The organism is Bradyrhizobium sp. ORS 86, assembly GCF_045571475.1.
Lineage (GTDB): Bacteria > Pseudomonadota > Alphaproteobacteria > Rhizobiales > Xanthobacteraceae > Bradyrhizobium.
The window spans coordinates 683,796-697,897 of record NZ_CP120699.1 but is presented as its reverse complement, the minus strand read 5'-3'; the positions used below and the strand labels follow the sequence as shown (position 1 = coordinate 697,897).

General features: G+C 63.8%; 14 protein-coding genes and 1 other RNA gene. 8 read left to right on the top strand and 7 right to left on the bottom strand.

Annotation, left to right across the window (positions count from 1 at the left end; translation table 11 throughout):
• Positions 1-15: 15 nt before the first annotated feature.
• The 4 genes from recR to ffs all read right to left on the bottom strand — a co-directional run bounded on the left by recR (position 16) and on the right by ffs (position 3,141).
• Complete coding sequence (gene recR / locus P6U25_RS03155; protein ID WP_407149998.1) at positions 16-621, bottom strand: recombination mediator RecR; 606 nt, start codon at positions 619-621, stop codon at positions 16-18.
• 127 nt (positions 622-748) lie between these two features.
• Complete coding sequence (locus tag P6U25_RS03150) at positions 749-1,069, bottom strand: YbaB/EbfC family nucleoid-associated protein (protein WP_407149997.1); 321 nt, start codon at positions 1,067-1,069, stop codon at positions 749-751.
• Between the two features lie 20 nt (positions 1,070-1,089).
• Positions 1,090-2,934 (bottom strand): DNA polymerase III subunit gamma/tau, encoded by a 1,845-nt coding sequence (locus tag P6U25_RS03145; protein WP_407149996.1) that lies wholly within the window; start codon positions 2,932-2,934, stop codon positions 1,090-1,092.
• Positions 2,935-3,044: 110 nt separating this feature from the next.
• An RNA gene (gene ffs / locus P6U25_RS03140) (signal recognition particle sRNA small type) lies at positions 3,045-3,141 on the bottom strand.
• Between the two features lie 111 nt (positions 3,142-3,252).
• On the opposite strand from ffs, the gene P6U25_RS03135 reads away from it, so the two are divergent.
• The 6 genes from P6U25_RS03135 (at position 3,253) to P6U25_RS03110 (ending at position 8,131) form a co-directional block, all read left to right on the top strand.
• Entirely contained in the window at positions 3,253-3,672 is a 420-nt protein-coding gene (locus P6U25_RS03135) for an HIT domain-containing protein (protein WP_407149995.1), read from the top strand.
• A gap of 1 nt (position 3,673) precedes the next feature.
• Positions 3,674-4,624 carry an NAD(+) diphosphatase gene (gene nudC / locus P6U25_RS03130; RefSeq protein ID WP_407149994.1) on the top strand — a complete coding sequence of 317 codons (951 nt, stop codon included), beginning with the start codon at positions 3,674-3,676 and terminating at the stop codon, positions 4,622-4,624.
• 57 nt (positions 4,625-4,681) lie between these two features.
• On the top strand, positions 4,682-5,632 hold the full coding sequence (locus P6U25_RS03125; RefSeq protein ID WP_407149993.1) for a sugar kinase: 951 nt from the start codon (positions 4,682-4,684) through the stop codon (positions 5,630-5,632).
• Between the two features lie 76 nt (positions 5,633-5,708).
• On the top strand, positions 5,709-6,209 hold the full coding sequence (locus P6U25_RS03120; RefSeq protein ID WP_407149992.1) for an Lrp/AsnC family transcriptional regulator: 501 nt from the start codon (positions 5,709-5,711) through the stop codon (positions 6,207-6,209).
• 163 nt (positions 6,210-6,372) lie between these two features.
• Positions 6,373-6,684 carry a hypothetical protein gene (locus P6U25_RS03115; protein WP_407149991.1) on the top strand — a complete coding sequence of 104 codons (312 nt, stop codon included), beginning with the start codon at positions 6,373-6,375 and terminating at the stop codon, positions 6,682-6,684.
• The gene (locus P6U25_RS03110; protein WP_407149990.1) at positions 6,665-8,131 is read left to right on the top strand and encodes a methyl-accepting chemotaxis protein; all 1,467 of its coding nucleotides are present in this window, start codon (positions 6,665-6,667) and stop codon (positions 8,129-8,131) included. The genes P6U25_RS03115 and P6U25_RS03110 overlap by 20 nt, the downstream gene beginning before the upstream one ends.
• 153 nt (positions 8,132-8,284) lie before the next feature.
• Here P6U25_RS03110 and P6U25_RS03105 read toward each other — a convergent pair whose 3' ends face one another.
• Positions 8,285-9,784 (bottom strand): phosphomannomutase/phosphoglucomutase, encoded by a 1,500-nt coding sequence (locus P6U25_RS03105; RefSeq protein WP_407149988.1) that lies wholly within the window; start codon positions 9,782-9,784, stop codon positions 8,285-8,287.
• Positions 9,785-10,797: 1,013 nt separating this feature from the next.
• Here P6U25_RS03105 and P6U25_RS03100 point away from each other — a divergent pair.
• Both P6U25_RS03100 and P6U25_RS03095 read left to right on the top strand, forming a co-directional pair.
• Complete coding sequence (locus tag P6U25_RS03100) at positions 10,798-11,151, top strand: hypothetical protein (RefSeq protein WP_407149987.1); 354 nt, start codon at positions 10,798-10,800, stop codon at positions 11,149-11,151.
• A 9-nt stretch (positions 11,152-11,160) separates the two neighbouring features.
• Positions 11,161-11,646: a hypothetical protein gene (locus P6U25_RS03095; protein WP_407149986.1), complete on the top strand. Its 486-nt coding sequence runs from the start codon at positions 11,161-11,163 to the stop codon at positions 11,644-11,646.
• A 278-nt stretch (positions 11,647-11,924) separates the two neighbouring features.
• Here the strand turns inward: P6U25_RS03095 and P6U25_RS03090 are convergent, their stop codons facing one another.
• The gene (locus P6U25_RS03090; protein WP_407149985.1) at positions 11,925-12,440 is read right to left on the bottom strand and encodes a TIGR02281 family clan AA aspartic protease; all 516 of its coding nucleotides are present in this window, start codon (positions 12,438-12,440) and stop codon (positions 11,925-11,927) included.
• Positions 12,441-12,628: 188 nt separating this feature from the next.
• Positions 12,629-14,080 carry an NCS1 family nucleobase:cation symporter-1 gene (locus P6U25_RS03085; RefSeq protein WP_407149984.1) on the bottom strand — a complete coding sequence of 484 codons (1,452 nt, stop codon included), beginning with the start codon at positions 14,078-14,080 and terminating at the stop codon, positions 12,629-12,631.
• Positions 14,081-14,102: the final 22 nt, after the last annotated feature.

Genomic DNA, 14,102 nt, shown 5'->3' with positions numbered 1-14,102 from the left:
AGTTTTGAATCGTGTCTAGAACAGCGTCCGCTGCCGCATGGCAGCCGATAGCGTACCTTCATCGAGGTAATCAAGCTCGCCACCAACCGGCACGCCATGCGCCAGCCGCGTCACCCGCACATTGGCGTCTGTCAGAAGGTCGGTGATGTAATGCGCGGTGGTCTGACCATCGACGGTGGCGTTGAGCGCCAGGATGATCTCGCTCACTTCGGGCGCATGCGCGCGCGCCACCAGTTGATCGATCGTGAGGTCCTGCGGGCCGACACCGTCGAGCGGCGACAGCGTCGCGCCGAGCACGTGATAGCGGCCGTTGGTCGCATTCGCCCGTTCCAGCGCCCAGAGATCGGCGACATCGGCAACCACCACGATGATCGAGGGATCGCGGCGCGGATCGGTGCACACCGTGCAGGGATTTTGCGTATCGATGTTTCCGCAGGTCTTGCAGACCTGGATCTTGTCGATCGCGACCTGCAAGGCCGCGGTGAGCGGCGTCATCAGCGCTTCGCGCTTCTTGATCAGATGCAGCGCGGCGCGGCGCGCGGAGCGCGGTCCAAGCCCGGGCAGCCGCGCCAGCAACTGGATCAGGCGCTCAATCTCGGGGCCGGCGACGCTTGCAGCCATTAGAGCATGATCCGGAAAAGTGTGAAGCGGTTTTCCCTCGCGACAAACGCCAAAGGCGTTTGCGCGGAGATCATGCTCAAACAAGGACCTGGAGCACGATGATGCTTCATCTTGATCTCGCCGCGCTTTAAGTCAGACCAAGTCCCGGCGGCAGGCCGAGCCCGCCGGTCAGCGCTGCCATCTTCTCCTGCATCGCGGCCTCGGCCTTGCGGCGGGCATCGCCATGCGCGGTGACGAGCAGGTCCTCTAGCACCTCGCGCTCCTCCGGCTTCATCAGCGAGGGATCGATCCTGACGCCCTTCACTTCCATCTTCGCGGTCATGCGCACCGCGACCAGACCGCCGCCGGAAATGCCTTCGACTTCGACATTGCCGAGCTCGTCCTGCATCGCCTGCATCTTGGATTGCAGCTCTGCTGCCTGTTTCATTATACCAAGGAAATCAGCCATGCGAGCATCCTGTCATCAGATCAATCGTCGTCACTGTCGGAAGTTTCAATCGGATCCTCGACCATATCCGACGCCGGCGGCTCGGCGGCGAGGCGACGCACCTCGACCACCCGGGTGCCGGGGAAACGCGCCAGCACCTCTTGCACGCGCGGATCAGCCTCGGCGACGCGCTGGTGCTCGTTCCGCGCCAGCTCGTTCTGCGAGCGCACGGTGGGCTGGCCGGCCTCGTTGGAGATGATCACGGTCCAGCGCCGCCCGGTCCATAGTTCGAGCTTGCGCGACAGATCGGTGACGAGGCCGCGCGAGGCCTTCGGCTCGAGCGCGATCTCGAGCTGTCCGTCCTCGATGCGGACCAGCCGCACATCGGCCTCCAGCGCGCTCTTGGTCATGAGGTCGCGCTTCTCGCCGGCGAGCGCGATCAGTTGCGGGAAGCTCGCGATCCGCAGCACGGGCGCGGCGTCAGCAGCCGGCGCGGCCATCTGCGGACGCGCGGCAAGATCGGCGCGCGGACCGGCCTGGGGTGCGCGGACCGGCGCAGAGGGCATGGCGGACATTGCCGATGTCGGCGCGCCACGGGACGGTGCCGAAGCGCCCGACGTCGCGGGCGCAGCGCCGCCGCCGTTCTGCTCGATCATCCGGATCGCTTCATCCGGAGTCGGCAGGTCGGCGACATAGGCGATCCGCACCAGCACCATCTCGGCGGCGGCGGCCGGACGCGTCGCGGCCTGCACCTCGGCGATGCCCTTGAGCAGCATCTGCCACATCCGCGACAGCACGCGCATCGAGAGTTTCGCGGCAAAGTCACGCGCGCGCACGCGCTCGGTCTCGCCGAATGCGACGTTGTCGGCGGTTGCCGGCACGACCTTCACGCGGGTGACGAAATTGACGAATTCGGCAAGGTCGGACAGCACCACGACCGGATCGGCGCCGACGTCGTATTGCGCCCGGAACTCGGCGAAGGCGCTGGCGATATCGCCGCGCGCCAGCGACTCGAAGAGATCGATGACGCGGGTGCGGTCGGCGAGCCCGAGCATCTGCCTGACCGCATCGGCCTGCACCTGGCCTGCGGCATGCGCGATGGCCTGGTCGAACAGCGAGAGCGAATCGCGCACCGAGCCTTCGGCGGCGCGGGCGATGATACCGAGCGCCTCCGGCTCGACCTCGACGCCTTCCTTGGCCGCGATGTTGCCGAGGTGCTTCATCAGCACGTCGGCTTCGACGCGGCGCAGGTCGAAGCGCTGGCAGCGCGACAGCACCGTGATCGGAACCTTGCGGATTTCGGTGGTCGCGAACACGAACTTGGCGTGCTCCGGCGGCTCCTCCAGCGTCTTCAGGAAGGCGTTGAAGGCCGCGGTCGACAGCATGTGGACTTCGTCGATGATGTAGACCTTGTAGCGCGCGCTCGCCGGTGCATAACGCACGCTGTCGTTGATCTGCCGCACATCGTCGACGCCGGTATGGGACGCAGCGTCCATCTCCAGCACGTCCATGTGCCGGCTTTCCATGATCGCCTGGCAGTGGATGCCGAGGTCGGGCATGTGGATGGTCGGCCCCTTCACCGAACCGTCCGGCTTCTCATAGTTCAACGCACGGGCAAGGATGCGGGCGGTGGTGGTCTTGCCGACCCCGCGCACGCCGGTCAGGATCCAGGCTTGCGGAATCCGCCCGGTCTCGAACGCATTCGAGACGGTGCGCACCATCGCCTCCTGGCCGATCAGGTCCTCGAAACTGGAGGGGCGGTATTTGCGGGCGAGAACACGGTAGGGCTTGGCGGCGTCGGGCGCACCGCCGAGGTCAAAGCCACCGTCGAGGCTCGCTTGGCCTGCGCCGTCGGGCAGATCGGAGGGGGCGCCAGCGTCGTTCATGCGTCGATCCGCAACTTGGATTTCTCTTGCAGCCGGCGTGCGGATAGGAGCCGAAATCGAGCGCCGGGCGCGGAGACCGCCATTCCAGCGCGATTCGCTCGGAAAAACAGGTAGGAGACTGACGAGCGACCCGATCCGGACCTCGTTAGGGCTGCTTCCTTCCGGACCTGACCCGGTTGGCGAGTGGCTCGTCCACCGCCAATCTCCCGGTCCCTATTTGGGGCCAAAAGAGCCGGAAAGCAAGCGGCCTGACCCGGCTTTGTAAGGCTGGCTTTGTGGGACTTGTAAGGGAACACGGAAAGGCATTATTTCGCCCTCATGCCCGCCGCCAACTGGACGCTGCATTCGCAGCTCAAGAAAGACACCATCGACATCGGCGATCTGCCGCTGTGCAAGGTGCTCGTCATCAAGGACGCGCATTATCCCTGGCTCCTGCTGGTGCCGCGACGCGAAGGCGCGGTCGAGATCATCGACCTCGACGAGGTCGAGCAGGGGCAACTGATGACGGAGACCTCCCGGGTCGCGCGAGCCCTGAAAGAGATCACCAAGTGCGACAAGCTGAATATCGCGGCCCTCGGCAACATGGTGCCGCAGCTTCACGTCCATGTCATCGCCCGCCGTACGAGCGATGCTGCATGGCCGCGTCCCGTTTGGGGCGTGATGCCGCCGCTGGCGCATGACGCCGAGGAAGTGCAAAATTTCATCAACGCGCTTCGCCGCAAGATCTGGTTGGGTTGAGATGTCAGCATTCGACAAGTTTCCACTCGGGCAACCGGCCTTCGTCACCCACGTCCTGGATCGCGCAGCGCATCTGCGCACCAGTGACGAGAAGCTGTTCGCGCTCGAAGGCCATCGTGAAGCCCGCGCCTATGTGATCTATCGCGACTCCCTTGTCGTGAAGCAGGACGCCGACGGCCCCCGTGCGCTGCTGTCGTTCGAGGAGGCGCGAACCTTCGGCGCCAACCCCGGCACGATCTTTTTGGGGCTGCGCGACGGCGCGCCGATCTTCGGCATGGGCATCGCGCCCCAGGCGGCCGAGAAGCTGGTCGGCCGCAGCGACGTCACCGTGACCGAGCTGCGCGGCATGGCGATGCAGGGCGCTGTCCCGGCCGAGCAGCTTTCGGCGATCGCCATGGCGAAGTCGATGGTGACCTGGCATCAGCGCCACGGCTTCTGCCCGAACTGCGGCACCCGCACCGCGATGCGAGACGGCGGCTGGAAGCGCGAATGCCCGAGCTGCAAGACCGAGCATTTTCCGCGCACCGATCCGGTCGTGATCATGCTGGTCACCTACGGAGAGCGGGTGCTGCTGGGCCGGCAGAAGCAGTTCATGCCCGGCATGTATTCCTGCCTCGCCGGCTTTGTCGAAGCGGCCGAGACCATCGAGGACGCGGTGCGCCGCGAGATTTTCGAAGAATCTGGCATCCGCTGCACCGACGTCAATTACTACATGACGCAGCCCTGGCCCTATCCGTCATCCCTGATGATCGGCTGCACCGCGCGCGCCACCAACGAGGACATCGTGGTCGACCGCACGGAGCTGGAGGACGCCCGCTGGTTCAACCGCGACGAAGCGACGCTGATGATCAAGCGACAGCATCCCGAGGGTCTCGCCGGCCCGCATCCGTTTGCGATTGCCCATCACCTGCTCGGACGATGGGTGCATCACGGAGATGCTTCCGGCAAATAACGGGAACGGGACATCATCTGGCCAGGAGTCTGGCAGAGCCATCATGACGTACCCCGCATGAACTTTCAGACCGGCGCGCCGAAAATTCCGCCGCGCATTCTCTGCATCGGCATGCCGGTGCGAGACCTCACCTTTCGCGTCAGCGGCATACCTGCGCGCGGGTCGAAGGCGCGCGCCACGCATTTCGAAGAGATCTGCGGCGGCAACGGGCTCAACGCCGCGATCGGCATCGTGCGGCTCGGGGGCCGCGCCTCGCTGTGCGGGCCGATGGGCGATTCGCGGGAGACCTCGAGCCGCTTCATCTTCGACAAGCTCGCCCAGGAGGGCGTCGAGACCACGCACATCGTGCACGTGCCCGATCTGGCCACTCCGATCACGACCGTCATGATCGATTCGGGCGGCGAGCGCACCAACGTCACCTTCCGCGATCCCGGGCTGTGGACCGTGAAACTGCCGCCGACCGAGCTATTGCTGGAGGATTGCGCGGCGATCCTGACCGAGAGCCGATGCGCGCCGTTCTGCACGGAGTTTTGCGCCGAGGCGATCAGGCGCGGGATCCCCGTGATCGTCGACGTCGACCGCGTGATGTCGCTGGAAGACGGGCTGTTGTCCGCCTCGTCCCATCTGATCTTCTCCAGCGGACCGCTGCAAGAGACAGCCGGCGTCACCGATGACGGCGCGGCGCTCCGCAAAATAGCCAGGCTCAGCGCATCCTTTCTCGCCGCCACGCGCGGACCGCGGGGCACGATCTGGCTGAACGAGAAGGGGGAGCTGGAAGAGACCTGCGCCTTCCCGGTCCACGCCGTCGACACACTCGGCGCCGGCGACATCTTCCATGGTGCGTTTACGCTCGCCATCACCGAGCAGCAGGAACTGCGGCAGGCGCTGCGATTCGCCTCCGCCGCCGCAGCGCTGAAATGCACCCGCTTCGGGGGTGCTTATGCCGCACCGCAACGTGCTGAAGTTGAAGGGTTTTTGGAGGGGCACCAGGAGGCACGGCTGCCTTAAGAGGACAGGAACCACTTGCTTGAGAAGATTTTTCTATATATGAGGGATATTGGCCCATCATATGGAACTTTCTTCTATGACCGACGTCGCCATTCCGGTTCACCAGGACAGCCGCCGCCTCGACGCGATCGATCGCAAGATCCTGACCGTCCTGCAGGAAGACGCCTCGCTCTCCGTCGCTGAGATCGGCGACCGGGTCGGGCTGTCGTCGACGCCGTGCTGGAAGCGCATCCAGCGGCTGGAAGCCGACGGCGTGATCCTGCGCCGGGTGGCGCTCGTCGACCAGAACAAGATCGGGCTCGGCATCTCCGTGTTCGTGTCGGTCGAAAGCGCCGACCATTCGGATGCCTGGCTGCGCAAATTCGCCGACGCTGTGAGCGCGATGCCCGAGGTGATGGAGTTCTACCGGATGGCCGGCGATGTCGACTACATGCTGCGCGTCGTGGTCGCCGACATGCAGAGCTATGACATCTTCTACAAGAAGCTGATCAGCGCGGTGCCGCTGAAGAACGTCACCTCGCGCTTCGCGATGGAGAAGATCAAGTCGGTGACGGCGCTGCCGGTGCCGGCGGCGTAAGCGCCGCGAGACTCCGCACCAGGCCACAATCGACACGCTCCCAAGTAGTCCTGCCGACGCGACATTTACCTGAAGTTAGTTCCGCCGGCGGTATCATCGCGCCATGGAGCCGGGGGACATCATCCCGACGACGCGATGGCCTGCGTGGCTGGGGGCGGTTGCGTTGCTGATCGCGAGCTGGCTCGCGATCGCAGCACTGTCGTTGCAAGTCCGTGCAGGTGCCGAAGTGATCGCCGTGGCCTTTCCACCGTGGTGGGGGGCGGAGCGGACACTTCTGGCCGCCGCATCCGCCCATGCGTCGATCGTCCGGATGACGGCCGTTCCGACCCTGCTGGTGGTGCGGCCCGACCGCGACGGCGGGCTGAACCGACTGTACGAGGCCGGAGCCTGGCTGACCATTGATCCGCAGGCAGTCGCTGCCTGCATCAAGGCCGATGACGGTGTGGGGGTTGGGGATGACCTTCGAAGGCGATGACATGGCGGTCTTGCGCGAGACCGCCAGCAGGATACTGCTCGCAGTGCTGTGGCTGCATGTTCCGATCGCGGCCCTCATCGGCGTCTCGCTTCATGCCGAATGGCTCACGCCGACCGTCTTCATGGTGGCGATGGCGCTGTCGGCGACGATATCGTGGCGCCTATCAGGAAACGGCGCCGCGACCCAGATGATCGTTGCCGTCGCCTTGATGGCCGGCGTGTCGATGTTCGTGTTCCAGTTCGCCGGCCACGCCTGGCAGGTCGATATGCACATGTACTTCTTCGCCGCCCTGGCGTGCCTGGTCGCCTATTGCGACTATCGGCCCATCGTCGCGGGCACGGTGGCAGTCGCGCTGCATCATCTGACCCTGAACTTCATTCTGCCGGCCGCCGTCTATCCCGGCGGCGCCGATCTCGGCCGTGTCGTTCTCCATGCCGCCATTCTCCTGATCGAGGCCGGGGTTCTGATCTGGCTCGCGCACACGCTCGCCCGCCTGTTCGCGACGGCGGCCGAGAAAGCGGCCGAGGCCGAAGCAGCCAGTGCTGCGGAAGCGCGCGCCAATGAAACTCGTCTCGAGGCCGAGCACGCCAAGCAGAAGCGGGATGCAGCAAGACGCGAACTCGCAGCCGGCTTCGAGCACAAGATCGCTGGTGTGGTCGCGGCGGTCGAGGCGGCGGCGAGCGTAATGCAGGCCCTGTCGGCATCCATGAACGGCAGCAACGCGGAAACCATGCGCCAAGCCACGGCAGCCGCCTCCGCATCCGCGTTGGCATCGACCAATGTGGAAACGGTGGCGTCGGCGACTGAAGAGCTGACCGCTTCGATCAACAACATCGCCGAGCAGGTGACCCGCTCCACCCGGATCGCCGCCAAAGCCGCCGCGGACGCGCGCCGCACCAATACCGTGGTCGACGGCCTCGCCGCCGGCACGCAGAAAATCGGCGAGGTGGTGACGCTGATCCAGAGCATCGCCAGCCAAACCAACCTGCTCGCGCTGAACGCGACGATTGAGGCAGCTCGTGCCGGCGAGCACGGACGGGGATTTGCAGTGGTCGCGAGTGAGGTCAAGGCGCTCGCCAACCAGACCGCCAAGGCGACCGAGGAAATCGCCGCGCAGATTCAGGATATCCAGACGGCGACTGCGGAGGCCGTCAATGCCATCGAGGCGATCGGCGGCACCATCGCCGAAATCGACCAGATTTCCGGCGAGATCGCCGCGGCCGTCGACCAGCAAGGCGTCGCGACTCGGGAGATCTCCGGAAACCTGCAGCAGGCCGCCGACCGCACCAGGGAGGTGAACAAAGGCATCCTGAGCGTCAACCAGGCGTCCGAACAGGCCGGCCAAGCGACCGCGCAACTGCTCGACGCGGCCAACGGCCTGTCGTCGCAATCGGTGTGGCTGAAGACCGAGCTCGACGGCTTCCTCGGCTCGCTGCGGGCGGCGTAACGAGCCTGTCGCCAATCGCTTCAACTGTCGTCGCCCGCGAAAGCGGGCGACCCAGTATTCCAGAGACGGTCGTTCTTCGACCGGGGGCCGCTGCGTACTGGATCACCCGCTTTCGCGGGTGATGACGACCTTTGGTCGCGGCGATTGCTGTCGCTAGATCTTTTGATTGTATTCGCCGACCTCGGGATGCGTGCGCAGCACGGAATCCATGGCCTCGAACATGTCGCGCATGCGCTGCTCGCTGACGGGGCTTTCGACGACGACCACCAGCTCCGGCTTGTTCGAGGACGCGCGCACCAGGCCCCAACTGCCGTCCGCGACCGTGACGCGGACGCCGTTGACGGTGACGAGATCGCGGATCGGCTGGCCTGCGACCTCGCCGCCCTTCTGCTGCAACGCCTCGAAGTGCTTCACCACCGCATCGACGACGCCATACTTCGCCTCATCGGCGCAATGCGGTGACATGGTCGGCGACGACCACGTCTTGGGCAGCGCGTTCTTGAGGTCGGCCATCGACTTGCCGGGTGCGCGGTCGAGCATCTCGCAGATCGCGATCGCCGAGACGAGGCCGTCGTCATAGCCGCGGCCGAACGGCTTGTTGAAGAAGAAGTGGCCGGACTTCTCGAAGCCGGCGAGCGCGCCCAATTCGTTGGTGCGGCGCTTCATGTAGGAATGGCCGGTCTTCCAATAGACCGTCGTCGCGCCCTGCTTTTGCAGCACGGGGTCGGTGACGAACAATCCCGTCGACTTCACGTCGACGACGAACAGCGCATTCTTGTTGATCGCCGACATGTCGCGCGCCAGCATCACACCGACCTTGTCGGCGAAGATCTCCTCGCCGGTGTTGTCGACCACGCCGCAGCGGTCACCGTCGCCGTCGAAGCCCAGGCCCACATCCGCCTTGTGCGCCAGCACCGCATCGCGGATCGCGTGCAGCATCTCCATGTCTTCGGGATTCGGATTGTATTTCGGGAAGGTGTGGTCGAGCTCGGTGTCGAGCGGGATCACCTCGCAGCCGATCGCCTCCAGCACCTGCGGCGCGAATGCGCCCGCGGTGCCGTTGCCGCAGGCCGCCACGACCTTCAGCTTCCGCTTCAGCTTCGGCCGGTTGGTGAGGTCGGCGATGTAACGCGCCGGATAGTTCTCGTGGAATTGGTAGGAGCCGCCGGCCTTGTTCCTGAACTCGGCGTTGAGCACGATCTCCTTGAGCCGCGTCATCTCGTCCGGGCCGAAGGTGAGCGGCCGGTTGGCACCCATCTTCACCCCGGTCCAGCCATTGTCGTTATGCGAGGCGGTGACCATCGCGACGCAGGGCACATCGAGATCGAACTGCGCAAAGTATGACATCGGCGTGACCGCCAGCCCGATGTCATGCACCTTGCAGCCCGCCGCCATCAGGCCCGAGATCAGCGCATATTTGATCGAGGCGGAATAGCCGCGGAAATCGTGGCCGGTGACGATCTCCTGGCGGACGCCGAGCTCCGCGATCAGCGCGCCGAGCCCCATGCCCAGCGCCTGCACGCCCATCAGGTTGATTTCCTTGTTGAACAGCCAGCGCGCATCGTATTCGCGAAACCCGGTCGACTTCACCATCGGCTCGGATTCGAAGGCATAGGTATTCGGAACCAGCGCGGCTTTCGGCTTGGGGAACATCAGGAATGGCCTCGTGGGAATGCGGAGGAACAGTGCCGCTGGCTTTAGCGAATGCATCGCCGCAGCGGAAGGCAGGATTGACGGCTTTTGGCCAATAATTGCGGCAGATTTGGCGTCGGCGAAATACTTGCCCGCCAGCGCAATACGCCGCGCTGTTGCGCCCTACGAGCTGCTTGACCGCTAATCGCTCCGACCCAGCATGGTTTCTGCAAGGGTGGCGCCAGGCAAGGACGGGTATTGCCGGCGCTCTGCAATCTGCGCGTCGAATAGTTGACACGTCGGGCAACTCACCGGTACATTTTCATCGTCGCAACAATTAAGCCCGCACCGGAAAGTCCGCTGCGGGCTTTTTTGAATCGGACAAGACGCTGTCGGCCAATGCACTGCCGAGCGCGCCGAAATTGGCCACCGCAGCGAACCGAACCGGTGACGACAGCCAGGGCCGACCCGCCGATAGACGGGCGCCCGGCGAAGACGGTGGGCAAGCCGAACCGGACGCGACACTTCCGCGCCATCGCGCAAGCCATCCTTCAAGCACTTGCCTTCAAACACCTAAAGCCAACCCAGCCCTCTCCGCGAGGTGCGGCCACGCACGGGCTCACCCGAAGCTGTCCGCAATATCTGGAGGTGATGATCAATGCCCGATTACTCTCTGGTGCCGGTGGACCATCAGCCGGATTTCGATGACTACTCGCTCGTTCCCGTGACCACGATCCGTTCGCCACGGACGGCGTAAATCAACAGGCGCAGATTCAACAGCCGCAGACTCCAACTCAACCAGCGCAGCCACAGCCGCAAACCCAGCCGCAGCAGGCTGCGACAGAAGCTGGTCAGCCCGGCGTCAAGGGGCCGGCGACTGGCAACAGCCCCAGCGGATCGGGTGTCGGCGCTAACATCAAGCGCTTTGGCGGCGCCGAAGGTGGCGACTATCCTAGCCGCAATGCTGGGATCGGGTTCGAGAGCGCGGAGCGCGGAGCGCGCATGGGATGCTGCCCGTAAGGAAATGATAGACCTTGCTGCCCAACATTACCCGGAAGACCAAGAGCAGGGGTTTTATCCCGGAACTGGGCGTGGAAATCTATAAGCGCGGCGGACTATATTACTACGATCAAATAGTGCGCGGATTCCAAGACGGAGCGCTAGGCGGTGGTGTGGGGCTTGGCGATAACGGTGCAGTCGCACGTGGGCATATGCACTGGCACGATCAGCACGAAAGTGATGGAGATATAAACAATGCGAAGGCTTATTCCCAGAAAACTCCAGATTATCGAGCGTGGGTTGGATCTTGGGATGGGAGCTATTTGTGTTGGCATAACGGCAAGCCAACGGCAGGGCGGATGCCGGATTGGAATCGATACAAATATTGAGTCATGTCGATGAAGGCGATCGCGCTCGCTGGAGCTTTATGTCTTCTGCTGTCCAGTTCAACGGTATGCAAGGCAAACTCCGTCCCCTGGTGTAAGCCGGATGTCGTGACTTTGACTTTCAAAAATCAACAAGGCGGGGATCTTGCGAAGATCGAACTTCGCACCCTCAAAGCAGTTTGCGACCGAAACCCGGAAGAAAAAGGATTTGGGGTAGGCCTGGAACGGTCGATGCGCATTGAACACAATGGGCAATGGACCGATGTGCCGAAAGAGTGTCTATCCGTTTTTGCTTTTGGCGTAGATGAGGTGTCGCTATCAGGTGACGATCGCGGTCTAGGCATAGCTATTATTGGGAAACCGACGGAGGGAGCCAAGAGTTTAAAAGTCTCGATATTCAAGCACGGTGACGAAATCTTTTGCTCTCAGGCCGTGCGCTGCCCGAATCTCGACGATCCGCCCGACTATATTAGAGAGTGCAGTAGGGATTTACGGTGAGTGCGCCGGGAGACCGGCTCGACACTCTGCGCAAGCGCTTCAGGTCTGATGTTGCCCGCGAACGTCTGGCGCAAATGCCGCGCCGTCGCGACGATCGACTCGGTTACCCTCTCATTCCCAAAATGTGAACAAGCAGCGCCCTGAACTCCCGCGAGGCGACTTGGATGTCAACCCTCCTCTGTTTCGGCGGAATTTTCTGCCGTTCTGAGGAGACCATCCGCATAGCGGAGGAAGACATCCAGCGGAAGACTTGGATAGGGCTTTGATGCCAATCGGCCTTACTGCTCCAGCACGAGCCTGCCATTGGCGTATTCGAAACGCTTCAGCTTCGACAGGAAGGACAGGCCGAGCAGGTTTTCCGACAGCGCCTCGTCCGGCAGCACCATGGCATCGACGTCGCGCACGATGAGGCCGCCGAGCTCGATCATGGCGATCCGGGTGCGCGCCGCCTTGATGGTGCCGTTGGCGGTGGTGACGCGCGCGGTGTAATCGCCCGGCACGGGACGCAGGCCGAAGCGTGCCGCGGAGGTCTCGTTCAGCGCAACCACCGATGCGCCGGTGTCGACCATGAAGCCGATGCGCTGGCCATCGATCCGGCCGTCGGTCGCGAAGTGGCCGCGAGCGTCCGGCGGGATCGTCAGCGTGCGGGCGCTGGCTTGCGCCACGGTAAGGGTGGGGGCTGCAGCCTTCGCTTGTGCTGTGGTCGCCGCGGCTGGTGTCATCTTGCTGGCCATCTGTGCCATGAACGTGCCCAGCCCGATCATGATGGCCGCGAAAATCATCAGGTTACGCATGACACCAACTCGGAAAACCGAAAATGCAATTTGACCACGCCGGACATCCCGCCGCGAGCGACGCCATGGGACCGAGCCTGTCATTTTGATGAAAAGGATGAGCGAAGGGTTAATGCGAACCAGTGGAAAGCTCGCTCAAGGCGGCCGACTGGGATCGACCGCCTGATCCGGCGTCCGCTGTCATCGTCTCAGGCGGGCCTTGCGACCGGGCTCGGCATCGCCGATCGCAGTGCGTAATACACCGCGCCCGCGATCCCGACACCGAAGAACCAGCCATAGACCGCCCACCAGGACGGCAACAGCGAGGTGAAGTTCGGCAGGATCGACGAGAACAGTGCGCCGACCGCAGCCGCGATGAGTGCACTGACGTTCCAGCCGTTCTGGAAACGGTATTCGCCGTCCTCCTGGTACAGCGCCGGCACGTTCACCCGGCCTTTCGCGATCAGATAATAGTCGACCATCATGATCCCGAAGATCGGCCCCATCGTCGCGCCGATCAGCCCGACGAACGAGGCTGCGCTGCCTTCCCAGGGCGCAAAGGGATACAGCACGAGCGCAATCAATGCTGCGATGTAGCCGCCCTTCTTGAAGTCGATCTGCCGCGGGAACACATTGGAGAAATCGAATGCAGGCGAGACGAAATTGGCGACGACGTTGATGCCGAGCGTCGCCACCGCAAAAGTGATCGCGGCCAGCAGCGCCAGGAACCAACTATCGAACTTCGCCGAAATCTGGTCCGGATGCAGCAGCACCTCGTGATAGACATTGAACGCCGCGATGGTGGTGACGCCGGCAACCAGCGAGAACAGGACCAGGTTGACCGGCAGGCCCCAGATATTGCCCTTGCGCAGCGCGGCCGCGTCGGGCGCGTAGCGCGAGAAGTCGCAGAAGTTGAGATACAGCGCGGCGAAATAGGTGATCCAGGTCGCCGCGACCGCGCATAGCGCAGCCAGCGTGCCGGGCTCACCGGGCACGCCGGCGTCCTTGGTCTTCTCCAACAGCACGTCCTGCGGAATCGGCGCGGTGAGCGAGATGCCGCCGGCCGCGATGCAGAGATAGATCGCGAGGATCAGCATCATGAGCCACACGGCCGGGCCCGCCCAGTCCTGGAAGCGACGCACCGTCTCCATGCCGCGCTGGATGATCAGGAGCTGCAACGCCCAGATCACGACGAAGCAGATGACCTCCAAGCCGGAATGGCCGAGCACATGGGTGGACTGATGGAACGACTTGAAGCCATCGATGCGGGTGAGCAGCGCGACGATCGCGCCCGATGCTGCCGCCGTCTGCGCGCCGTACCAGAAGCAGGCGACGATGGCGCGCACCAGCGCGGGGATATTGGCGCCCCACACGCCGAACGAGGCGCGCGCCAACACCGGATAGGGCACGCCGGTCTTTACGCCGGCATTGCCGATCAGGCTCATCAGGAAAAAGATCACCAGCGAGCCGACGCCGATCGCCAGGATGAAGTTGACGAAGCTGCCGCAGAGCAGGAACAGGCTGGCCGCGAGATAGTAGCCCCAGAGGCTGTGGACGTCAGAGGTCCAGACGTTGAAGATGCTGAAGGCGCCCCAGTTGCGCTCCCGGGCGGGCGCCAGATCCTCATTGTAAAGTGACGGCGATGCGTTCCTGATCTCCAAGGCAGCCTCCCCAAAAAGTGCA

Coding starts and splice junctions, on each gene's coding strand:
- P6U25_RS03145 (WP_407149996.1), bottom strand. CDS start 2,934: ATGAACGACGCTGGCGCCCCCTCCGATCTGCCCGACGGCGCAGGCCAA.
- P6U25_RS03125 (WP_407149993.1), top strand. CDS start 4,682: ATGAACTTTCAGACCGGCGCGCCGAAAATTCCGCCGCGCATTCTCTGC.
- P6U25_RS03110 (WP_407149990.1), top strand. CDS start 6,665: ATGACCTTCGAAGGCGATGACATGGCGGTCTTGCGCGAGACCGCCAGC.
- nudC (WP_407149994.1), top strand. CDS start 3,674: ATGTCAGCATTCGACAAGTTTCCACTCGGGCAACCGGCCTTCGTCACC.
- P6U25_RS03150 (WP_407149997.1), bottom strand. CDS start 1,069: ATGGCTGATTTCCTTGGTATAATGAAACAGGCAGCAGAGCTGCAATCC.
- P6U25_RS03095 (WP_407149986.1), top strand. CDS start 11,161: ATGAAGGCGATCGCGCTCGCTGGAGCTTTATGTCTTCTGCTGTCCAGT.
- P6U25_RS03105 (WP_407149988.1), bottom strand. CDS start 9,784: ATGTTCCCCAAGCCGAAAGCCGCGCTGGTTCCGAATACCTATGCCTTC.
- recR (WP_407149998.1), bottom strand. CDS start 621: ATGGCTGCAAGCGTCGCCGGCCCCGAGATTGAGCGCCTGATCCAGTTG.
- P6U25_RS03090 (WP_407149985.1), bottom strand. CDS start 12,440: ATGCGTAACCTGATGATTTTCGCGGCCATCATGATCGGGCTGGGCACG.
- P6U25_RS03120 (WP_407149992.1), top strand. CDS start 5,709: ATGACCGACGTCGCCATTCCGGTTCACCAGGACAGCCGCCGCCTCGAC.
- P6U25_RS03135 (WP_407149995.1), top strand. CDS start 3,253: ATGCCCGCCGCCAACTGGACGCTGCATTCGCAGCTCAAGAAAGACACC.